The sequence below is a fragment of the Psychrobacillus sp. PGGUH221 genome, from assembly GCF_042055255.1.
GTDB lineage: Bacteria > Bacillota > Bacilli > Bacillales_A > Planococcaceae > Psychrobacillus.
This window is the reverse complement of record NZ_JAQMHQ010000012.1, coordinates 90400-111771: the sequence shown is the minus strand read 5'-3', so window position 1 is coordinate 111771 and position 21372 is coordinate 90400. Positions and strand designations below refer to the sequence as shown.

Sequence of the window (21372 nt, the reverse complement as noted above, 5' to 3'; positions counted from 1 at the left end):
TTTAAAATATACGAAACTAAATTAATAAGATGCAGAGGCACACCCTTACCTTCTTAACAGGAGGGATTATATGTTAAAAAGGATATTGATTATTAATGGGATACTTATAGTGGGAATAGCATCATTTAGCCTGTTAAATAAGCATTCAGAAGTTGATACTCCCGTTGCCAATAAGGATGAACCAGAACCTTTATCTACTAAAGAACGATTTTCTACATTGAATACGGTAACTGAAAAAAATTATGATAAATATGGGAATTTGGAATTTACAGTAAGTTCGAACTCGGAAATAGAATGAAGGTAAAAGTTAAAGAGAATAAAGAATATTTTAATTCAGTAAAAAAGGATATTGATTCCATTGCAAAAAATGTAATTAAATCCATTGTTGACATAGATATAAACACGTATTCGGAAATATAAATACTGAGTATCAAAAATCCATTACCATTCAAACTTCAATATAAGGTTCAGATAAAGATGCACATAGTTAGCAATGGAAATTGAAGAGACAGTGAATGAAATCCTACATTCTAAGGAACTAAATTCTGTATCTAATATTGACTCTTATGAAATTAAAGTATTGAATGCCAAAAGGAAATTAGTAAATTAGTCAATATATTGGCTAAACAATATTGGCACCCCTTGTTCAACTAACGGGTGCTTTAGTTAAAGATCATGGGTTGCTAGGGCTACTCTTTTTTCTTATTGAACTAACGCAGCAGTTTAGTTAAAGAAGAAAATGGGAGTTTTTATGTCGCATTTGACGCAAAATATATATCAAAAAGAGAGGAAGATTATTTATTCCTCTCATAATAAAGATTACTGATTGAATATAAATGTATCCCTATACGCTTACTTTCTCCATAACTTTCGGTTTTTCCATATTTTTATTGATTGAAAATCATAAAATTTTATGGAAAAAAAAGTGGGATATGATTATTTTCTTTGTTCTAGTGATATCAACGGTATTCGCAATACTTTTGAACGGATTGGCACTATATATTGATTTAATAATATTTGTACTAATATTATTTATAAAAATTTTAGCGATATCATTCAAGACCAGAAAGTCTGTCCCATTTTAATCACAATGGGGCTATTTTTCATACCTGTAAAAAGACTTTTTTAATAAAAAATACATAAAGATAAAGTTAAGGAATATACTAAAGTTCGCTAAAATATTATCAAATTATTTTAAACTTTTTTATTTTTTATACCAAAAATAGAATTATTGTCGTATAATGGAAATGTTAGAAAAAACTATTATTGGAAGTAGGTTTATGAAAACAAAACACATTTTGATGGTAGCTACAATATTTGTTTCAACATTTGCAATTTCGCCTGCAAGTTTTACACAAGCACAAGAGAATACAAGCAAAGACGAAGTCTGGGTGGATTATGATTACAATGATATAAAAGATCTCCCTTCAAAAGTAACGATGGATCTGACTAATCCTGATGAAATTTCTACACGAGATACTACTATTCTCCCTTTTGGAGAAGGATTAACTTATTTAAATAGAGATGGATTGGAATGGTACGGAACACATGCTACATCTGTTAAAAATGGAAAAGCAATCTTTTATTTCGCAGTTCAGGGTGAACTTTTAAAAAAACCAAAAGGTAGTACATCTTTGAATCGATTGGACCAAGATAGTGACACAGTCCATGCAACAAACGACGGACTTGTTTTAGTTACAACAAGAGGTAATACTGGAATTGTTGGGGATACAATGATCGCTAAAAGTAGCCATCAAGTAAATTTAGGCTGGTCAGTAACTAATAGAGATACAATAGAACAAGTAGAATTATAGAAATGATAAAATCCAACCATAAATTAAATTCTTTATGGTTGGATTTATCATATAAATATACATATTAAGGAAGTTGTAGATGATGAAAAAAAGACATATCTTGTTACTCGTTATAATGATTCCACTAATTTTAATCTTATTATTTGTATTAATTGATGAAAGGAAGTGGTCTATTATGTTTAATTCTAATACCAATAATGAGAAATCAATTCAACAATCTACAAAGGAAACAGAACAATCTAGAGATATCAAAAGTAAAAAAACAACTGAATCTCGAACAGTGGAAATCCATCTAAATACAGAATTTATTGTAGACAGAGATAAAAATTCCTACAAAACGAATGAAAAAGGTACTATAAAAGGCAACATTTTGTATAAACATTCAACATTAACAGAAGAACAGATAGCTGTTTATGCATTTTTACAAAACGATAATACTCCTTTAAAAATAGAGATAAACGGAACAGTGAACTCTCACCATATTATTGATGTACCAAAAGAAGGAACTAAAAAAATTCCTTTCACTATATCTAGTCTACCACCAGGGGAGCATTTCATCTATATAATAAGTGAAAAGGTACTTAACGATAAAATTAGTGATCCTCTAGAGATATATAAAACTCAAAAAACAGTTGCTGGAAACTATCTATCGCTTGAAGTCATTAATAAAGGTAAAGAAGTATCTTCTATTCAAAATAAATTTACTCCAGCACAGAAAATACAAGATTTAGAAAATGAAACCACGTTAGTAATGCAAATGTATGAGGATTCTAATTTAACTAAAGAAGTTGAATCTATAAGTAAGGACAATTATTTTTTAACTATAGAAAATAAACACGATTTTGAGTTAAAAGCTCAATTAAAATTGATTTCTGAATATATACCTGTGGAATTACAACAAGTACTCATACCTCCTAAATCTAAAGTAATGGTGCCAATTGAAATTAAAAATATTAATCTAAATAAGAGTGCTAGGATAATAATGGTTGGAGAACCTTTAGAAAACTTAGATATACCCTTGCCATTAAGGATAGTCAAAATAACAAATCGTTTTCCCATTGTAAATTAAATAAATACTTGATAGATACGCATAACACTAAAAGTATAAGAACATGAACACCAAAAATTAGTCCATAATATAGCTGCCCACCTAGAACACTAGGTGGGCAGCTATGTACAGAAATTTATGTTTAATAATTAATTGGCGGTATGAAGAATTAATCAAGGAATAATAATATTGATTATTCAAAATTCTCACAGGAGGCTAATTAAGTGAAAGACGTTCGACTTTTGATATCAATAGCCCGCCACTTAATACTATTTTTATTACTAAAAGTGATAGTAACTAAATCAAATGGGAAATCGTGAGCACCTTCAAATGTTGTTAGCTGCACGGTGACATTAAATTGGAGGGTTCTACCTTCTTTTCGATTTAGAGAATCTGTTCGACAATAATACTGCTTCGGTTTGCCGAAATGTTCTTCGAGTGCTATGTAGGTGGATGGAAAAAGCAAATCGTGGATCACATCATCAAGCAGCTGTATTTCATCTTTAGTTACGGTTTTGGCTTGAACGTGAGAATAAGAAAAAAGAGTCAAGAAGGCAATTGAAACAAATAAGTGTGACTAAAGGCAATATTTTTTTCATTTATTATCTCTCCTTTACCGTTAGTTTGTGCAGTATAACCCATTAAATGTGGTTCATCGTAAAGTTAGTTATCTTCTTGTGAAGAAATGTACTTAAACTAACGGGTGCTTTAGTTAAACAAGACCATCATGTCAATGGTCTATTTTTTTATCCAAAATTCCAAGTAGATCTCAGAAATACATTGTGAATGTTACACTTAAACTAACGCGGCAGTTTAGTTAAAGAAGAAGGTTTTTTTGCGAATGTGTTGAATAAGATAATATATGTAAATTATTTAAGAGGTGAGCAAAATAGATAAATTCTTGAAGTGGTTTATGGCTTCATTTATATTGGGGATTGTAGGGCTAATAGCAGTTTTTTTTGTGGAAGATATATCAAGAGTAACTGGAGAAAAGAATAGAAGCATCTTGTTAGTTAGCGCTTTAACTATATTCGTTTTAATTCTATCTTCGTTATTTAGTATTGTTAAAGCTAATTCAAATAGAATCCGAAGAGAATTAGTTATCTCCGTACTTTTTGCCATTATTCCTTTATCAGCATTAGTAATAAATGGGTTAATTTTTACTGTTTATTTTATAGGCAAATAAAGTGCCTATAGTGAAAAAATATACCTAAACTAATGGGTGCTTTACTTCAAGAAGGGGTAAAGCCTTTTTTCTTATTGAACTAAAGCAACAGTTTAGTTAAAGAAGAAGGTTTTTTTTGCGATTGTCTAGAATAAGTTAATATATGTAAATTATTGAACAAAGAGGTGTCTTTACTTCAAGTCTGGAGTGACATTTTTTTCTTGAACAAACGCAGCAGTTTAGTTCAATAGCAAAAAGTGTTTTTTTGTTAATCCAAATGGGAAATTCAATATGACCGGTTATAATTACTACTTGGATGAAGAAAAGATGATGTTAACGATTGAAAAAGGGTTCGTAAAAAAAGATATATACCATGTGCAAGATAATACAACTCAAGCAATAAAAGTAATGTTACCAATTAACAAAGCAAATGATATGTGGATGCTTACTATGTTAATGCTATCGCTTTCTATATCAGCCTTTTTTGCATTATTTTTTAAACAACCTAGAACAAACGTGAAATTGTATGTTGCCATATATCTTTTATTACTTACCATATTTATTATTTGGGATATTTACGTTCACAAAGAATATATTGAGGAAATATCAAATGCTCTAAATAGTTTATAATGATTGAATGACCTTTTTGTTATAGCTCAAGGGGTATCGAACTAACGGGTGCTTTACTTCAAGAAGGAGTAAAGCCTTTTTTCTTAGTAAACTAACGCAACAGTTTACTTTAAGAAGGAATTCAAATGCTTATATAAATTTAATAAAGATATAACTTAGAGGGGTAGATTAAAATTACTATAATATGCTTGGTTAGACACGGAGAAACTGATTGGAATGCAATAGGAATGCTTCAAGGAAGAACTGATATTCCATTAAATGAGACTGGCATTCTTCAAGCCGAGGAATGTAGTGAGTTCCTTAAAACATCACAATGGGATGTAATCATAACAAGCCCACTAAAAAGAGCAAAACAAACAGCGGAAATTATAAATAAAAATCTCATTTTACCTGTTGTTGAGATGGAAGAGTTTTTAGAAAGAGATTATGGAGATGCTGAGGGAATGACATACGAGGAAAGAATATCTAAGTTTCCAAATAAAATATACTCGAATCAAGAGGAAAGAGAATCCCTTAATAAGAGGGTAATAGAAGGCATCGAGAAGATAAATCAAAGGTATGGAGACAATAAAATATTGCTTGTCGCACATGGTGCAGTAATCAATGCAATTTTAGCTGTTTTATCTAATGGTAAGATAGGCTCAGGGAAAACCAATTTAATAAATGCTTGTATCAGCAATATTTACTTACATCAAGATAAATGGCAAATAACAGACTTCAATCAAATTTCTCATCTTTCTAAGTACATTTAAAGCAGGGATGCTTTTTCTTATTCAACTGACTGGTGCTTTAGCAAAAAAAGGTCATCAAAATACAGTGAGCTTGGAGCTACTGAACTGCCCCCTGTCAAGTAGACAGTGGAAATAAATAAAAGATATTAGGCGGCTTTAATCCTGTATTCTAAGGGACTTAGGCCGTGTAATCTTTTTTGTAATCTTTCAGTATTATAAAAATGAATATACTCATCAATATCTTCCTTCAAATCTTCAAACGTACTGTACTTGTTTAAGTAATACTTCTCACATTTCAATGTTCCCCAAAATCCCTCCATTGGCCCATTATCAATGCACCGTCCCACTCTTGACATACTCTGTACTATTTCTGCTTTCTCTATTTTCCTTTTAAATGTAGGGGAAGTGTATTGATATCCTCGGTCACTGTGAAGCAGTGGAGTTGCTCCTGGGCTAACTTGCAAAGCTAAATCAAGGGTTTTAAACACCAATGAATTATTATTGGAAGTACCTAGTACATAGCTCACAATTGATCCATCATATAAATCCAAAATCGCACTCAAATAAGCTTTCTGTGAGACTCCATATTTCATTTCGGTCACATCAGTTAGCCATTTTTCATTTGGCTTGTCCGAGTTGAATTTCCTGTTCAACACGTTTTCAGCCACATGCTATGGTGTACTTGATTTATACTTCTTACGCTTACATCGAATAACCGCCTGGATTCCGGCAATCTTCATCAGTCGGTAAACACGCTTATGGTTAATAGACTTCGATAAGGCACGTCTCAGATTCATCGTTATACGGCGATAACCATATATACCGGCCACCTTATTGTGTAGGAGTAATATCTCCTCAAGAATTTCCTCATTCAACTTCTCATTTTCTGAAGGTGCACGATCAAGCCACTTGTAGTAGCCAGAACGTTGAATTCTTGCAATCTCGCACAATAGCACAATGGAAAATTTCTCTTTCTCATGAAGTTCTTGGATGACTATATATTTATCGATTAATCGAACTTGGTTTAAAGACGTCTTTTTCAACGCCTCCTTTCTAGTTCCTCCAACTTTTTTAAGAATGCAATCTCTGCACGAAGACGCTCATTTTCCCGCTCTAATTTCTTCATATCTCGCTGGTACTTCTCATCGGGAGTTAACTCTAGCTCTGCCTTAGTCCGACCACGCTTATCTTTAAGACCGTTTTCTCCTTCTTTCTCAAACTTCTTTACCCATTGATACACCTGTTGATAGGAAACATTAAACTGTTCCGATGCCTGATGATAATTTTTTCCATTCTGAAAGTAGTACATAACTATTTCCAAACGTTCTTCAAGTGCAGTGGACCGACCTTTAATCATAGAGTTATTCATCCTTTTCATCTCTTTTAAATCTCTATGATTATTATAAATCTTTATCCACCTTCGTAACACTGATCCACTGGAAATTTCGTACTTGCGTACAATCTCGGCTTGAGAATAGCCGTTGGAAAGGTAGTCAAGGACCGCTGCCATTTTTACATCTTTAGAATATCTTTTCCATCCATCGGGATTATTAAGCCCGTCTATTCCATATGTTTGAAATTGGTAAATCCATTCTTTAATTGTTTCGTCAGAAACATTGTATTGATGACAGAAGTCCCTAATGGAAGTTTTTCTGTCCTCATAAGATACAATTACCTCATACTTTTGTTGTGCAGTAAAAGCACTTTTACCCATAGAAAAAAACCCCCAATAAAGGAAACAGATTTTTTATTATTTCATCTGTCTACCTTATTGGGAGCATATCATACAATTTCCCAGCTCATTTTTTATGTGCAATTTAAATCAACCTTTACTTCAACATAACCCTTTATTAAATAATTTGGAGTAATCAATTCATCCTGTTTGATTAAATATATTTTTCTTTAAAGTTACTTTAGGGGATATTCAACTGGTATGTGTAGATTTAGTAGATGAACCATGAGCTATTCTAGATAGCCTTTTTTTATTGGATTAATTTTAAATTCATTAAAAATTGGAAAATTAAATATTTCATTGTATACTACATATAGATGTTGGCAGCGGGGAAAATACTATATATAGGGGTGTTTGCGTGGTTCAGAAATCAATTAATAAAAACATTTTAATAGAAATGATAGAGCAGTTGGATTTACCAGAGAGCATAGATAGAAAGGTTCGAGAAAGATACATTTCCTTAAGTAGTTGGTTTGAACGTGAGAATAGTAGTTTAAGAGATATTAATATTGATATCTTTTCACAAGGATCATTCGCGTTAGGGACAACGATTAAGCCATTAAAAGAGGATGAAGAATATGATTTAGATATGGGTTGTAAGTTGAATATTGAAGGATACAAAGGATCCCATACTCAAGAAGAACTAAAACAAATAATAGGACAGGAATTGGAATTATACAGAAATAGAGTAGGTATAGAAAAGCCTTTAGAAGAAAAGCGTCGATGTTGGCGATTAGAATATAAAGACGAAGTTGGTTTCCACTTAGACATTGTTCCTTGTATTCCATTAGAGAATGAACGAAAGGCACTTTACGAACAACGTTTATATGAAACTTATGGATATGAAGAAACTTTTAATCAAGAAGTAGCTCATTTTGCGGTTAATATTACTGATACTGAAAATGAGAATTATTCCAGCTTATCTGATGAATGGAATATCAGCAATCCGCAGGGTTATGTAAGATGGTTCCAAAATCAGATGCAAAAGAGTAATCAGGCTATTTTTGAATCAAGAGCTTCTATTGAGCCAGTTCCTGTATATGAACAAAAGTCAATTTTACAACGTTGTATTCAACTGCTAAAGCGACATCGGGACAATATGTTTGAAGAAAATAAAGATAGTAAGCCTATTTCAATTATTATTACAACTTTAGCAAGTAGAGCTTACGATGGTGAACAAGATTTAGAAGAAGCAATTATTAATATTATTAATAAAATGCCTCTGTATATTTCTTCTCAGAAACCTAGAGTTCCAAATCCAGTAAAACCCGAAGAAGATTTTACAGACCGATGGGATAACCCAAAATTTAGTCATTTAAATTTAGAGGAGAACTTTAAGATTTGGCTAAATCAGGCTTATTTAGATTTCAAGAAGCTTCTTGAAAAAGAAAAAACAGAAGAAATTCGTTCTATTCTCAATGAGAATTTTTCTTTAAATGTAAGTAGTGAACGGTTAGAAAAAGAGTTTGGTTATAAAGCACCTTCTATGCCAACTGTACAAGTGATAAAAAATCCATCTACTAAACCATGGTGTCCTAAATGAACTTATTTTTACTGGAAGAATTTTTAGATGAATATAGTGAATTTAGTATGCGACCTATCGTTGATAACGCGATCGTTATAAAAGGGAACCTACATCGGGAACTACAGCATGAGTTTTTTGGTTCAATCAATATAGATTATTCGCTTATAATTCATATTCCATTAGATTACCCGGAAAATCTACCACTTATTTTTGAAAGCAAAGGAGCAATACCAAATTCTCCATCTAATCATATTAATCCGGATGGATCTTTTTGTTTAGGTTCACCATTACGATTGAAAATACTTTTAAAAAGGAACTCTGACTTCAAATACTTTTTCGAAAAATGCGTATTACCCTATTTATTTGCTGTTACAATCAATATTCATCAAAATGTCGGTTTTCCTTTTGGTGAATTGGAGCATGGGACAACTGGTTTGATTTTAGATTTGCAAGACTTTTTCCATCTTAAAGAATCATCGGAAGTCTACCAAATGTTGAGGATATTAAGTAGTAAGAAAAAAAACGCTAATAGAATGGTATGCCCTTGCGGATGTAAACAAAGGGTTACACAATGCAATTATTTTCAACATATTTTACGAATGAGAAAGGTGCTTACTCGTGTTGAGTGGGAAGAGCAGCTACAATTAATTTAAATGTTTATCAAAGACAGTAGAGTAGGGAAGGGAGAGTAATAAAATGTCAGTAAGTAGTATACCACCTGATGTTAGATATAGAATATGGGGAAAAGCAGCTGGTAGATGTCAATATCGAGGCTGTAACAAACCTTTATGGATTGATGAACTTACTAAGGCAGAATTTAATAGTGCCTATCTCGCACATATTATTGCTGATAAATCAAAAGGCCCTAGAGGAGACGTCAAATTATCACCGTTACTTAATAAGGATATTAGTAATATTATGTTGTTATGTGATGTGCATCATCGATTAGTCGATATTAAAGAAGTTGGGGGTCACCCAGTAGAATTATTAAAAGAGATGAAGAAAGAACATGAAGACCGTATTGAACTCATAACAGAAATGGATATGGATAGAGAAACTCATGTTGTTTTGTTTGGTACCAATATTGGTGATCATAGCTCTCCATTAAATAAAAATAGTGTTTACCCTGCATTAAAAATTGAAAAGCGATATCCGGCTAAAGCAGACCCAATTGCATTAAATCTTGATAATAGCTTGTTCAAAGATAATGACCAATTCTTTTGGCAGGTGGAAACAAAAAATTTGCAATCACAATTTAAAGAAAAAATCGAACCTCTTCTATCCAAGAATACAAAACATTTTTCACTATTTGGAATAGCACCACAACCATTGTTAATTGAGTTAGGAAAATTATTCTCAGATATTCCAGTAGTAGAAACATTTCAACGCCAAAGGGAACCAGAGCCAACTTGGGAATGGTCGGAAAGCAAAGAAACCTCTTATATTGTGAAAGAGCCAAAAGTAATTAAAGATAAAGTTGCTCTTATTATTTCATTGAGTGCGACTATTACCGAAGATCGAATTGTTAGTGTGATGGGAGAGGACGTTTCGATATGGACACTTACAATTAACAATCCAGGCAATGATTTCTTGAAATCTAAACAGCAGCTAAGCGATTTCAGAAAAATATTTCGTAAGCTTTTGAATGATATCAAATATCATCATGGCCAAAATAATGAGATTCATATTTTTCCGACTGCACCTGTAGCTGCTAACGTAGAAATAGGAAGAGTCTGGATGCCTAAAGCAGATTTACCCATGAAAATATATGATCAAAATTATAAGAAAGGGGGATTTGAGTATGCTTTAACTATTCAATGAAGCACTGCTGTTTAATTCTGATCCTTACCAACTCTATAGCGGGCATTTATTAGGTTTTAATTATGCGATAGAATTAAAATATCGAATAATGGATATTTAATTGAGTAAGGAAGGAGAGTTTTTAAAATGGAAATTAGTTTATTAGTAGATACATCTACTTCGAAACTAGGAGGAGTAGAAACTGCTTACTTCATTTATGATGACATAGAAGATGAAAATGTAGAAGGTGGAATATCAAGAGCCTTACAAAGAAATTTCTATCTAAAATCTCCAAATTCTGATGAACTTTTAGGGAAAATGGGTGTTAATAATACATTCTATTTACATAAACTTTTTTTATCTTATTATGATACATTTATAAAACTGCAATATTTTTGGGACAGATACGCATGTCCTAGTAAGTTAAATCTTCAAGCTGACATCCTTAAACATGAAATAGATCACATAGCAAAAACGCATAAAATAGAAGTATTTGATTCTAATACCTTGAGTCATGCTAACTATTTAATTAATGGAGATAAAAGAATTTTTGTAAATGCAAATCCTTTTCAAGAGTATCTTTGGGCAATTAATATGAATGAATTTCTGGATAGTTATAATATACCACTATTCCCAAAGTTTCAAATTGAAAGTGGATCTATTTTTCATTCAAGTTACATATTTAAATCTGCTATATCCAAAAAAGAAATAAGTATTGCTTTATATGAATGGGCAAATATTAATAATTTCAATCAACCTGATTTTATTAAAAGAATTAGTAATGTTTTAGAGTTGATTGATAGAGATTTAAGAAGAAATAAAGAAATTTATGACCAAATTACAAAAGGTACCGATGTAAGAGATAAGGTATATCTACTTAATAAAAGAATTCAGAGTAACAACCAATGGAGATCTTTTTTCTTCGGAGTTTTTAATGCTTCAGACCTTTTGGGAGCATATTCTCGACACGCTGAATTTGAAATAAAAAGTATTATTGGCTTTAATAATCATGCTGATTTATCTGCAGAACAAATCGTGAAAATGTGGAGAGATCATTCTTTATTACCTAATGATTCTCAATTTAATCATCTGTTTAGATTTTGGTACATAACAGCATCCATACTCTTAATAAATTGGCTAAGGCTAGATCACATCAGCCCTGTGGTACAGCGTCTTAAATAAGGAATATTCTATAAAGAGGAAAAACAATAGTAAAGATTAAAAGGAAAAGGTTTTGATCAATCTTTTTTAAAAGTCTAACCTAACAGAAATAAAAGTTACTCGAATTTTGATCAATATTTTTTCCAAATAGTTGATTTTCTTCTATTGTAAAAACAACGTATGCGACTTGCTTTTGATCAAACTTTATTTCAAACCTACAATTTTGTCTGCTGACTGTTCGAAGACAAAAAAGTCGTGAACTAACATATTGAGTTGTAACAAAAATATTTCTGAAAACACGACCCATTGGATCGTGTTTTTTTATGGTTATATTAAAGGAAAAGGTTGATATATTGTAAAATGATATGGTGATACCTATCTCACATCTAATTAAATTATTTTCACCCAAACTGGATATTAATTATTTTAAAACAAGAATAAGTTTGTGAAGGTCTTTACTTAAACTGAATTGTAGAATTTCGAAGAATCAATGAAATGAAAAGTAGTGATTTATTCTTTAAATATTTTGCGAATTGTCAAAAAATAATAATGTATTACCGATATAAAATAAGAATCAATATAAATCGATACTTGTGGAGGTAAATGTATGAACATAAATTCAATTAATCCATATCATTCAGTTTCATATACAAAAAATACAAATACAAATTCTAAGACAGATTTTAATACAACAAATACATTTTCTATTAGACAATCAACTGAAAATGAACAAGTAGTGAAACGCCAACAAGCCAATTCTTCTAATACTTGGGAAGAGCTTTCGGGTAAGTACGATGTGCGGAAGGGTACTTTTGAAGAGATAACCGAAATATCTCAAACATTATATGAGGCAGGAGATATTTCTTTAAAGGATCATGCTCTCTTAACGTTTGATTACGAAAAATCAATTAACTCCTTAAAACAAAATGCAACTATACCTATTTCAGCCAATTTTGATATGTATGAAACGTCGTCTAATAGTAGCGGCGAAAGGGATTGGATTGCTGAGTTTGAGGCTAGAGCATCGAAAGATTTTAAGTATGGTAACTTGATTGGTTATCAAAATAAAATGAAGATTCTTACTATCCTGCAACGACTCGATACTTAATAATATTGGAATACCAAATTATTATTGGGCTTGTGAAGAACTATACTTAAAGTAACAGGTGCTTTAGCTAAACAAGACCATCATTTCGATGGTCTATTTTTATGTCCAAAACATCAATTAAATATGTTAATGCTTAGGAAAGGAGCAACGAATTAATGTCAGAATATAATTTCGAACCATTTTTAATGGAACTTAAAAAGTACTGCTATATGTTGGCGGGTACACCTTGGAATGGAGAAGACTTATTCCAGGATACTTTAATAAAACTTTTGACTAATAATTCAAGACTTGGTGAACACCCCAACCCTAAAGGCTATATCTTTAAGACTGCCACTAATCAATGGTACGATACAATAAGGAAAACAAAGCGTGAGATTGTAGGAATCAACAATGAAGTTGATTTAGGTACTTTTGATTATAGTTTGTTAGAATCAGTCGAAATTCTAATTTCTCTTTTACCATTTAAACAAGCTGCTACTCTATTGCTAAAAGAATATTTTGGGTTTACTTCAAATGATATTGCTAAGATGCTGGACATGACTTCAGGTGGAGTAAAGGCAGCAATTAATCGTGGAAAGAACAATCTAGCCAATTTAGAAAATATCCATAAAACTACTGAAGAAGAATCTTCTAATATACTGAATCGAATGTTGGATGGATTGAAGAGAAATGAATATAAATGTGTGGTAACAACATATCACCTTTTAGTTTCAAGGGGTATAAAAATCAAAAAGACAGATGAATATTTTGCTTTTGAACTATTTGACCCCGATGGAAATAGTTTTTGGGTCAGAGAAAAAATTTAAAATGGTCCGTATCTTTTTATGTTTTTCATCCGTTATTTAAGTAGGAGGTGTTAAAAATGAAATCGGTAAAACGGATAGATGCTGTATTTGTTCCTGTTACCAATCTTTGAGAGTTCCGAGAAATGGTATATGAACACGTTTCCTTTTAAAATAGTGTATCGGAGTAGCGATGGTCAATATGTTGGTTTTCGCTTTAAAGAGCAAGGCGATACCAAAACAGCTTTAACTCTCTATAAAGTTGATATAATGCCAGAACGTAATCATATCGCCTTTAACTTTTACTCTGATGATGTTGATGGATATCATAAATATTTATCCGAACAAAATTACATGGTAAGTGATATTCACGGTGGAGACGGAATGAGATTTTTTGACCTTTACGATCCAGATGGAAATGGATTAGGGATTGTAACATTCTAAAATAAATATTAGGAGTGAAATAATGAGCACATTTATTCACAGAGTTGGAACTACCTACATACCTGTTGCAGATCCGAAAATATCGTCAAAATGGTATCAGGAAAAACTTGGGGCTATTCAAAATTATAGAAATGACGATAAGGCTATCTTAGAATTGGCTAATCAAAGTATTTTTCTTGTTAGGGCTAAAATAGGCGAACGTTCTGGATTTTTGGATAGTTATGGACAGGAACATTTTACAATGACTTTTGAAGTTGATGGATATGAGAAATTAAAAAAATTTAATGGTATTCTCAAAGAAAATGGGGTTCAAGTAGGGGAAATTGAAGATCGTGGTCATCCAGGCAACAATTTTGTTTTTCGCGATATCGATGGGAATTTATTTGATGTATGGAGTGAATTAAGCCCCTCCTTCAAGAAAAAGTATGAAATACTATAATAGTAATTTTGGTGTCACAGCGTTAATGCCGAGAGGGATTAACGCTTTTCTTGTTGGAATTATTAAACTAACGCAGCAGGTCAGTTGAAGAAGGACGGTAGATGGAGGAGTCATTTTTGAAAAATTAGTTTAAAAAAGTGGACTGTCCATTATAATTGAAGTCCACTTTTTAGTTTCTTATAGGGTAAGTAAGTTTTCAGGATGATAAGGTGAATGCTTTTCCTCGCTTACAACACTAAAGGAATTTCCATCTGGGTCTACAAAGTCAAAACCCTTCATGAGACCATAATCATGGATTTCTGTTGTCTCGACTCCATTCTTATTGAGCTGTTCATATGCAGGCAAAATATCTTCTACGAGGAAATTAAAAAAAACATTTTTGTTTTTTCCGATTGTTGAAAACTCAGTTACCTGCGGTTTTTCTACTTTAATTAAAGTTAGTACTACAGTGCAATCCTTAAAAATATAGCCAACTCCATAATCTTGTCCCTCTTCCTGCCATTCATCAACTTTTATTAATCCTAAGTTTTTTTCATACCATTTCTTTGAACGTTCGATATTTGTAACTGGAATGAAAATTCCGCCTACTTTAAACATAATTTTTCCTCCTTGTTTATTTTTCATATTACTAACGATTAAAATAAAAGAAAAGTTACAAAAATATAAAAATTTGTTCAGGGAGGTTTTTATGAATCTACAACTTGAGGATTTTACGGATAAGCTATATAGGTATTGTCTTACTCTAACCAACAATAAATGGGAAGCTGAAGACTTGGTGCAAGAAACTTTTATTAAATGCTATAAAGTATCTCAAAGAGATTCTGAGAGAGACTTAAATTTATCGTTTTTGTATAAGACAGCAAGAAATCATTTCATTGATAGTAAAAGGAAAAAGTCTGCTTTTCTAATAGATGAAACAGAAATTTTTGCTGGTTCTTATCATATCCCTGAATGGGACAGTTTATTAGAAATCCTCTTTTGTAAACTACCTCTGAGACAAGCAATGTTACTTACATTAAAGGATGTTTTTCAATTCAGTTCAAAAGAAATTGCTCAAATATTAAGGGTAAGTAATGAATCGATAAAGACATCTCTTCACAGAATCAGACTGAATCTAAGGGAAACTGATAATAGTTCATTTATAAATAATTCCGATAGTTTTGTATCTATTAAAAAGCTTTCATTAGCAATAAAGGAAGAAGATCCATATAGAATATTTTATTACTATAGATTATTGGAGGCAGAGAACTTTAAAGTTCTGAGTCGAAGGGAAAATAATATAAGAGCATTCTTTTTATCTGATCCAGATGGGAATATTCTTCAGATAGGTTTAGAATAAGTCACTTTGATAATTACACCTTATTATTAAAGGGGCAGTTTAGTTGAAGAAGAATGAAACATGGAGGGGAGAATAAAAATGAATTGGAATAAAAGGAAAGCTACATATAGTGATGTTAATTCCATTACTGAATTGAGAATAGAACTCCTGACAGTGGTGGGTGACGTAAACGAAGAAAATAGAAGAAAAGTATTTAGCGCAAATGAAAATTACTTCAGGAAGAAGTTGTCTAATGGAGGTTTTTCGGCTTGGATAGCTGAAGTTGAAGGAACAGTTGTTGCTTTAAGTGGTTTAGTGTTTTTTGAAAGGCCGCCCCAAGGTGAAAATATAAGCGGATTAGAAGCATACATAATGAATATGTACACTAAACCAGAATATAGAGGATATGGGATAGCTCGTTCACTATTAGAAGAAAGTATTTCTGAATGTAAGATTATGGGTATTGGGCGAATATGGCTACATTCTTCCCAAGACGGCTATCAACTTTATAAGAAAATGGGCTTTACTGATAATGATTCAGAGATGGAATTATTTTTATAAAATCCGCTGATCCATTATAGGGCTTATACCCTCTTTGTAGAACTAATTGAACTAAAGCAGCAGTTTAGTTGAAAAAGGAAGGAGAAGTTTTATGCTCATAGTATGCAATAAAAAACGTCTATTTAATTTACAAATAGACGTAAATGAATATTATTAATTTGGTTGACAACATAGATTTCCTTCACCTTTTTCGAGAGCGGATTTTAAACTGCTTAATACACCAGTCCACGCCATATCGTGCCAATTAAGTGCTTCTGACCAATTTTCATCAGTTTTAAAACCTGTATGTTCAAGAGAAACTGTTGTAGAATTATTATCATTTGTTTTAAGATTCACTTTTACAATTGTAAGTGTATTTTCATTATTCATGATTTTAGCGAATTGGTCTGGCCCTTTCCATGTAAAATGGAGCTCATTATAATCAACTAATCTTGTTATTTTACAGCCTTTAGTGTTCATTTCAGATTTATTTCCAGGAATAAAATATAGTTCATATGCTCCACCTACTTCAGGCTCTATTATGGTTTCAGGTGCAAACCATTCAGAAACACGGTCAGAAAGAGTCCAAGCAAACCAAACTAGATTTAAAGGGGCATGAATAGTAATCTGTTTCTTTACATTTGTTTCTTTTGAAGTTGAATTCAAATAAATTCCTCCTTAGTAAAATTCTGATACTATTAAATATTATAACAAATTGGATAATTACTTGGTAGTTACTATAATCTTTTATTAATACGCAGTACGCAGGTTAGTTGAAGATGAAACTAGGAGTTTTTATGTCGCATTTGACACAAAAAGCGAACAAAAGATGACGCAAAAAAACCGACCTAAAAGCCGGCTAAACTTAAATTAATGATGATTCATGAAATACAAATACCAAACTGCATGGTTCTGCTCATCAGCAGAAGCCTGAGTAAATGCATTTCTTATAAGTTCATTATTGTATTTTCTAGCAATCTCATGATAAAGATCTACAGTTTCTTGTTCGTCGATAAATGCAGCTAATACTCCACTTGTATAATCTCGGGAGCATTGTTTAGTGATTTGAGGTGTTGGTTGATTCCCGGTTAGTGAAATGTAAATCTGAGCAAAGGTTTGAAAGTGTCTCATTTCATCTTTTCGGATTTCGAGTATTCTGTTTTTAATTTCAGGATTGCGAGCTTGATTAGCTAATATTTCATAGCAATAGATTGCTTGATATTCTCCTTTAATAGCTTTCGAAAGATCGTCGATGATTTCTCTATTAGAAGAATGCTGAATGGAGTTCTGATTCATTTTTTCACCTCCATTGATAGTGTATTCAAGTATGTAAGCAAGGGCATCTTGTCCGATGTTAATGAAAAAAATAGACACTATACGACAAAAATGTGTCCTAAAACAAAAAAAGATCTTTTGCATGAAGGTCTTTTACAACTGGAGGCAGTAATTTTAGAGGTTAGATAGGAAGCCACACAGTCACTTTTATTATATTTATCAATTACAAAATTATTAGTAGAAGCCAAGGAAACGATTAAAGAAATTATGACCAGAAAGTAAATAAAGACCTTCCGTTTGAAGGTCTTAAGGAAGTGTAACTGTATTAGAAATATATGCAGGCAAAATCATAAAATAATACAAAAAAAACTAGAACCAATATCAGACTTTTCTAACTGATTTGGATCTAGTTAATAAAGTATAGGCATTCAAATGGTGTTTAATTCAACTGGAGGATGGATGGAAGAGGTTAGGTGCTTCCTCGCAGGTGCTTTATAGAGTATTCCCGATTTAAAGCTGTATCTAGGCAAGAGCCTAAATTAATGTCACATTTCGTAGAAAATGTGTCCTAAAACAAAAAAAGATCTTTTGCATGAAGGTCTTTTACAACTGGAGGCAGTAATTTTAGAGGTTAGATAGGATGCCTCACAGTTGCTTTTAATATTATATCCATTAATTACAAAAGTATGAGTAGAAGCCTAAGAAACGGTTAGAGAAATTGGTGACAAGAAAATAAAAAGACTTTCCGATTGAAGGTCTTAAGGAAGTGTAACTGCCACCAATAGATAGATTGCTCAGTTATTAGAAATATATGCAGACAAAATCAAAAAATAATACAAAAAAGACTAGAACCAATATCAGACTTTCGCAACTGATTTGGATCTAGTTAATAAAGTATAGGCATTCAAATGGTGTTTAATTCAACTGGAGGATGGATGGAAGAGGTTAGGTGCTTCCTCGCAGGTGCTTTATAGAGTATTCCCGATTTAAAGCTGTATCTAGGCAAGAGCCTAAATTAATGTCACATTTCGTAGAAAATGTGTCCTAAAACAAAAAAAGATCTTTTGCATGAAGGTCTTTTACAACTGGAGGCAGTAATTTTAGAGGTTAGATAGGATGCCTCACAGTTGCTTTTAATATTATATCCATTAATTACAAAAGTATGAGTAGAAGCCTAAGAAACGGTTAGAGAAATTGGTGACAAGAAAATAAAAAGACTTTCCGATTGAAGGTCTTAAGGAAGTGTAACTGCCACCAATAGATAGATTGCTCAGTTATTAGAAATATATGCAGACAAAATCAAAAAATAATACAAAAAAGACTAGAACCAATATCAGACTTTCGCAACTGATTTGGATCTAGTTAATAAAGTATAGGCATTCAAATGGTGTTTAATTCAACTGGAGGATGAATGGAAGAGGTTAGGTGCTTCCTCGCAGTTGCTTTATAGAGTATTCCTAATATTAAGCTGTATCTAGGCGAGAGCCTAAAATAAGTGACTAATGAATTCTGGGGGATTTTTAGGTATACATGTGACAATGTGTGTTTAAGTATAAAAGCAATTGTTTAATTTGAGAATGTACAAGTATGTGAATAGTTACACTTAAACTAACGAAGCAGTTTAGTTTAATAAAGATTTGAAACAATCATCAATATCAAACGTCAAATCCTGTTAAAGGGGATGTCTAAATTGTTCCAAATTAGATTAGTTTTTATATTACTTATGTCATCTTTTCTCTTAGGCTGTACAGATAATACTTTGACAAATATTCAATCTGTTATTTTAGAAGATGAAGCAAAGCAAATGGTATTGGATAACCACTATGTCCATAATGAAGAAACTGAAATTCTTTCTGTTGTATTGAAGAACAATAAGTACTATATCGAGTGGCAAATTGAAGGAGACTGCCAGCGTGGAATAGATAGTGTTAATAGTGATGGTGAAATTGAAATGATGGAAGCTGAAATATGTTAATTCAACTAACGGGTGCTTTAGTAAAGATCACAGGGTTGCTTAGGCAACTCTTTTTTCTTATTGAACTAAAGCGGCAGTTTAGTTGAACAAGGAAGTTTGTTAAAATTGTAATATATGTATGGGAGGATTAAATGTCCATGTCGATACAGCTGCTTTACAGGGAAAGGGGAAACAAATACATGTCGATTTACCATAAGTAATTGGAGAAGGATATCCCATCGTTATGTTACATGGTTGGACACTTGACCATCAAGTGATGTTACATGCAATGGAACCTTTATTCGAAAAACGAAGCGGTTGGAAGAGAATATACATAGACTTACCAGGTATGGGGCTTTCCGAGTCAGAACCATCTATTCAGAACTCTGATGATATTTTAGAAGCGATATTGCGTCTTTTGGACGAGATTATCTAAAATGTACCCTATAGAATAGACACTTAAAAAAGGTCTGTTCTATAGGGTACTTTTATGTATAATGAATAAAATTAGGACTCGATCGGAGAACATTTAAATGTCAAAAAAACACTTTACTGAAAAAGAAATAGAAATACTATCTAATAATCCATATGTTAAATCTGTAAGTTCAAAGGGGGTTACATATACTGACGAATTTAAGAGGATTTTTATAACGGAAAGTGAAAAAGGAAAATTACCAAGACAGATATTCGAGAAGAATGGTTTTGATATTGAAGTCATTGGTATTGTAAGAGTACAAAGGGCTGCTTCTAGATGGCGTACTGCTTATAAGAAATCGGGGGTATTGGGACTTAAAGATACGCGTAAAGAAAACTCAGGGAGGCCAACTAAGCAGGAGCTTTCTCTAGAAGAAAAGAATGCTAGATTAGAAGCTCAAATTCAACTGTTGAGAGCTGAGAATGAGTTACTAAAAAAGTTAGACATGATAGAAAGGAGGTTGGAGAGAGACGATTAAAAGTCTCTGCTGAACAGAAGTTTCTTTTAATTCGTTCAGTTATAGAAAAGTATAAACTCAAAAAGATGGTTAGTTTCTTATGTCAGATTTCGGGAATTTCACGCTCAGGTTATTATAATTATTTTTCTTCTAAATCTCAGAAAAGAAGAGAAAATCGAGAAAAAGAAGAATTAATCATCAAAGGAAATATTATAAAGGCTTTTAATTTTAAAAACCGTAAAAAGGGTGCCCGCCAGATTAAGATGACATTAGAAGGACAGTTTCAGATTACTTATAATTTGAAGCGAATTCGAAGAATTATGAAGAAATACGAAATTGTATGTCCTATTAGAAGAGCCAATCCTTACAAGAAAATGTTGAAAGCTACTCAAGAGCACACTATACTGCCCAATTTACTAAACCGAGAGTTTAAACAGCCAACTCCGGGGAAAGTACTACTCACTGATATTACATATTTATTCTACGGTAATGGACAGAAGGCATATTTATCCACTATTAAAGATAGTTCAACAAATGAAATACTTGCCTATAATGTGTCTAGTAGAATGACATTAGATTTAGCTACAGATACATTAGTAAAGTTAATGAAGAATAAGCGAGTAAAGTTTGCGGAAGGAGCTTTTATTCACTCTGATCAAGGAGTGCATTATACAAGCCCAACCTATCAGAAACACGTAAGAAAACTAGGGCTTGGACAATCAATGTCAAGAAGAGGAAACTGTTGGGATAACGCTCCCCAAGAGTCTTTTTTGGTCACTTCAAAGATGAGGCCAATATAAAGCCGTGTAATACGCTGGAAGAACTTAAAAGAGAAATTAAAAATTATATGACGTACTATAACAATTTTAGGTACCAATGGAACTTAAAGAAGATGACTCCTGTACAATACAGAAATCATCTTCTCCATGTGGCGTGACCTTTTTCAAAAATGTCCTTTACAAAGGGTACATTTT

At 32.2% G+C, this 21372-nt stretch carries 21 protein-coding genes and 3 pseudogenes; 19 read left to right on the top strand and 5 right to left on the bottom strand.

From position 1 onward, the window contains the following. The first annotated feature begins 70 nt into the window (after nt 1-70). The 3 genes from PGC35_RS19655 to PGC35_RS19645 all read left to right on the top strand — a co-directional run bounded on the left by PGC35_RS19655 (nt 71) and on the right by PGC35_RS19645 (nt 2883). Nucleotides 71-298 (top strand): hypothetical protein, encoded by a 228-nt coding sequence (locus tag PGC35_RS19655; RefSeq protein ID WP_375220349.1) that lies wholly within the window; start codon nt 71-73, stop codon nt 296-298. Between the two features lie 982 nt (nt 299-1280). Further along, the gene (locus PGC35_RS19650; RefSeq protein WP_375220348.1) at nt 1281-1814 is read left to right on the top strand and encodes a hypothetical protein; all 534 of its coding nucleotides are present in this window, start codon (nt 1281-1283) and stop codon (nt 1812-1814) included. 79 nt (nt 1815-1893) lie between these two features. After that, a complete protein-coding gene (locus PGC35_RS19645; protein ID WP_375220347.1) occupies nt 1894-2883 on the top strand; it encodes a hypothetical protein in 990 nt (329 codons plus the stop codon). 199 nt (nt 2884-3082) lie between these two features. Here PGC35_RS19645 and PGC35_RS19640 read toward each other — a convergent pair whose 3' ends face one another. Next, the gene (locus PGC35_RS19640) at nt 3083-3340 is read right to left on the bottom strand and encodes a DUF3888 domain-containing protein (protein WP_375220346.1); all 258 of its coding nucleotides are present in this window, start codon (nt 3338-3340) and stop codon (nt 3083-3085) included. 435 nt (nt 3341-3775) lie between these two features. Here PGC35_RS19640 and PGC35_RS19635 point away from each other — a divergent pair, with 435 nt between their 5' ends. From PGC35_RS19635 to PGC35_RS19625, 3 genes are all read left to right on the top strand, one after another. Continuing rightward, nucleotides 3776-4048, top strand: coding sequence for a hypothetical protein (locus PGC35_RS19635; RefSeq protein WP_375220345.1), 273 nt, complete (start codon nt 3776-3778; stop codon nt 4046-4048). 270 nt (nt 4049-4318) lie between these two features. Beyond that, a complete protein-coding gene (locus PGC35_RS19630; RefSeq protein WP_375220344.1) occupies nt 4319-4657 on the top strand; it encodes a hypothetical protein in 339 nt (112 codons plus the stop codon). Between the two features lie 173 nt (nt 4658-4830). Further along, complete coding sequence (locus tag PGC35_RS19625) at nt 4831-5409, top strand: histidine phosphatase family protein (RefSeq protein WP_375220379.1); 579 nt, start codon at nt 4831-4833, stop codon at nt 5407-5409. 125 nt (nt 5410-5534) lie between these two features. Here PGC35_RS19625 and PGC35_RS19620 read toward each other — a convergent pair. Beyond that, a pseudogene (locus PGC35_RS19620) lies at nt 5535-7102 on the bottom strand (IS3 family transposase). Nucleotides 7103-7478: 376 nt separating this feature from the next. Between PGC35_RS19620 and PGC35_RS19615 the strand changes: the two are divergent. The 8 genes from PGC35_RS19615 (at nt 7479) to PGC35_RS19580 (ending at nt 14379) form a co-directional block, all read left to right on the top strand. Next, nucleotides 7479-8663 (top strand): nucleotidyltransferase domain-containing protein, encoded by a 1185-nt coding sequence (locus PGC35_RS19615; RefSeq protein WP_375220343.1) that lies wholly within the window; start codon nt 7479-7481, stop codon nt 8661-8663. Next, complete coding sequence (locus PGC35_RS19610; RefSeq protein ID WP_375220342.1) at nt 8660-9298, top strand: hypothetical protein; 639 nt, start codon at nt 8660-8662, stop codon at nt 9296-9298. The genes PGC35_RS19615 and PGC35_RS19610 overlap by 4 nt, the downstream gene beginning before the upstream one ends. Before the next feature lie 43 nt (nt 9299-9341). After that, entirely contained in the window at nt 9342-10466 is a 1125-nt protein-coding gene (locus PGC35_RS19605; RefSeq protein WP_375220341.1) for an SAVED domain-containing protein, read from the top strand. Nucleotides 10467-10592: 126 nt separating this feature from the next. Next, nucleotides 10593-11627 carry a hypothetical protein gene (locus tag PGC35_RS19600; RefSeq protein ID WP_375220340.1) on the top strand — a complete coding sequence of 345 codons (1035 nt, stop codon included), beginning with the start codon at nt 10593-10595 and terminating at the stop codon, nt 11625-11627. A 586-nt stretch (nt 11628-12213) separates the two neighbouring features. Further along, entirely contained in the window at nt 12214-12714 is a 501-nt protein-coding gene (locus PGC35_RS19595) for a hypothetical protein (RefSeq protein ID WP_375220339.1), read from the top strand. A 155-nt stretch (nt 12715-12869) separates the two neighbouring features. Continuing rightward, nucleotides 12870-13520 (top strand): RNA polymerase sigma factor, encoded by a 651-nt coding sequence (locus PGC35_RS19590; protein WP_375220338.1) that lies wholly within the window; start codon nt 12870-12872, stop codon nt 13518-13520. A 129-nt stretch (nt 13521-13649) separates the two neighbouring features. Beyond that, entirely contained in the window at nt 13650-13940 is a 291-nt protein-coding gene (locus tag PGC35_RS19585; RefSeq protein WP_375220337.1) for a VOC family protein, read from the top strand. Between the two features lie 22 nt (nt 13941-13962). Beyond that, nucleotides 13963-14379 carry a VOC family protein gene (locus PGC35_RS19580; RefSeq protein WP_375220336.1) on the top strand — a complete coding sequence of 139 codons (417 nt, stop codon included), beginning with the start codon at nt 13963-13965 and terminating at the stop codon, nt 14377-14379. Nucleotides 14380-14556: 177 nt separating this feature from the next. Here PGC35_RS19580 and PGC35_RS19575 read toward each other — a convergent pair whose 3' ends face one another. Continuing rightward, nucleotides 14557-14976 carry a VOC family protein gene (locus PGC35_RS19575; protein WP_375220335.1) on the bottom strand — a complete coding sequence of 140 codons (420 nt, stop codon included), beginning with the start codon at nt 14974-14976 and terminating at the stop codon, nt 14557-14559. A gap of 91 nt (nt 14977-15067) precedes the next feature. Between PGC35_RS19575 and PGC35_RS19570 the strand changes: the two genes are divergently transcribed. Continuing rightward, entirely contained in the window at nt 15068-15718 is a 651-nt protein-coding gene (locus PGC35_RS19570) for an RNA polymerase sigma factor (protein ID WP_375220334.1), read from the top strand. 78 nt (nt 15719-15796) lie between these two features. Continuing rightward, the gene (locus PGC35_RS19565) at nt 15797-16258 is read left to right on the top strand and encodes a GNAT family N-acetyltransferase (protein WP_375220333.1); all 462 of its coding nucleotides are present in this window, start codon (nt 15797-15799) and stop codon (nt 16256-16258) included. A 153-nt stretch (nt 16259-16411) separates the two neighbouring features. Here the strand turns inward: PGC35_RS19565 and PGC35_RS19560 are convergent, their stop codons facing one another. Continuing rightward, nucleotides 16412-16903: an SRPBCC family protein gene (locus tag PGC35_RS19560; protein WP_375220332.1), complete on the bottom strand. Its 492-nt coding sequence runs from the start codon at nt 16901-16903 to the stop codon at nt 16412-16414. A 204-nt stretch (nt 16904-17107) separates the two neighbouring features. Beyond that, nucleotides 17108-17533: a ferritin-like domain-containing protein gene (locus PGC35_RS19555; RefSeq protein ID WP_375220331.1), complete on the bottom strand. Its 426-nt coding sequence runs from the start codon at nt 17531-17533 to the stop codon at nt 17108-17110. A 1669-nt stretch (nt 17534-19202) separates the two neighbouring features. Between PGC35_RS19555 and PGC35_RS19550 the strand changes: the two genes are divergently transcribed. The 3 genes and pseudogenes from PGC35_RS19550 (at nt 19203) to PGC35_RS19540 (ending at nt 21335) form a co-directional block, all read left to right on the top strand. Then, nucleotides 19203-19487 (top strand): hypothetical protein, encoded by a 285-nt coding sequence (locus PGC35_RS19550; RefSeq protein ID WP_375220330.1) that lies wholly within the window; start codon nt 19203-19205, stop codon nt 19485-19487. A 179-nt stretch (nt 19488-19666) separates the two neighbouring features. Further along, nucleotides 19667-19899: pseudogene (locus tag PGC35_RS19545) on the top strand (alpha/beta fold hydrolase); the annotation flags it as partial. Nucleotides 19900-19999: 100 nt separating this feature from the next. Then, nucleotides 20000-21335 (top strand): annotated as a pseudogene (locus PGC35_RS19540) (IS3 family transposase). Nucleotides 21336-21372: the final 37 nt, after the last annotated feature.

What these genes read in the sequence shown, in the direction of transcription:
- PGC35_RS19655 (WP_375220349.1), top strand. Translation starts at nt 71, where the DNA reads ATGTTAAAAAGGATATTGATTATTAATGGGATACTTATAGTGGGAATA.
- PGC35_RS19650 (WP_375220348.1), top strand. Translation starts at nt 1,281, where the DNA reads ATGAAAACAAAACACATTTTGATGGTAGCTACAATATTTGTTTCAACA.
- PGC35_RS19645 (WP_375220347.1), top strand. Translation starts at nt 1,894, where the DNA reads ATGATGAAAAAAAGACATATCTTGTTACTCGTTATAATGATTCCACTA.
- PGC35_RS19635 (WP_375220345.1), top strand. Translation starts at nt 3,776, where the DNA reads ATGGCTTCATTTATATTGGGGATTGTAGGGCTAATAGCAGTTTTTTTT.
- PGC35_RS19630 (WP_375220344.1), top strand. Translation starts at nt 4,319, where the DNA reads ATGACCGGTTATAATTACTACTTGGATGAAGAAAAGATGATGTTAACG.
- PGC35_RS19610 (WP_375220342.1), top strand. Translation starts at nt 8,660, where the DNA reads ATGAACTTATTTTTACTGGAAGAATTTTTAGATGAATATAGTGAATTT.
- PGC35_RS19605 (WP_375220341.1), top strand. Translation starts at nt 9,342, where the DNA reads ATGTCAGTAAGTAGTATACCACCTGATGTTAGATATAGAATATGGGGA.
- PGC35_RS19600 (WP_375220340.1), top strand. Translation starts at nt 10,593, where the DNA reads ATGGAAATTAGTTTATTAGTAGATACATCTACTTCGAAACTAGGAGGA.
- PGC35_RS19595 (WP_375220339.1), top strand. Translation starts at nt 12,214, where the DNA reads ATGAACATAAATTCAATTAATCCATATCATTCAGTTTCATATACAAAA.
- PGC35_RS19590 (WP_375220338.1), top strand. Translation starts at nt 12,870, where the DNA reads ATGTCAGAATATAATTTCGAACCATTTTTAATGGAACTTAAAAAGTAC.
- PGC35_RS19585 (WP_375220337.1), top strand. Translation starts at nt 13,650, where the DNA reads ATGAACACGTTTCCTTTTAAAATAGTGTATCGGAGTAGCGATGGTCAA.
- PGC35_RS19580 (WP_375220336.1), top strand. Translation starts at nt 13,963, where the DNA reads ATGAGCACATTTATTCACAGAGTTGGAACTACCTACATACCTGTTGCA.
- PGC35_RS19575 (WP_375220335.1), bottom strand. Translation starts at nt 14,976, where the DNA reads ATGTTTAAAGTAGGCGGAATTTTCATTCCAGTTACAAATATCGAACGT.
- PGC35_RS19570 (WP_375220334.1), top strand. Translation starts at nt 15,068, where the DNA reads ATGAATCTACAACTTGAGGATTTTACGGATAAGCTATATAGGTATTGT.
- PGC35_RS19565 (WP_375220333.1), top strand. Translation starts at nt 15,797, where the DNA reads ATGAATTGGAATAAAAGGAAAGCTACATATAGTGATGTTAATTCCATT.
- PGC35_RS19555 (WP_375220331.1), bottom strand. Translation starts at nt 17,533, where the DNA reads ATGAATCAGAACTCCATTCAGCATTCTTCTAATAGAGAAATCATCGAC.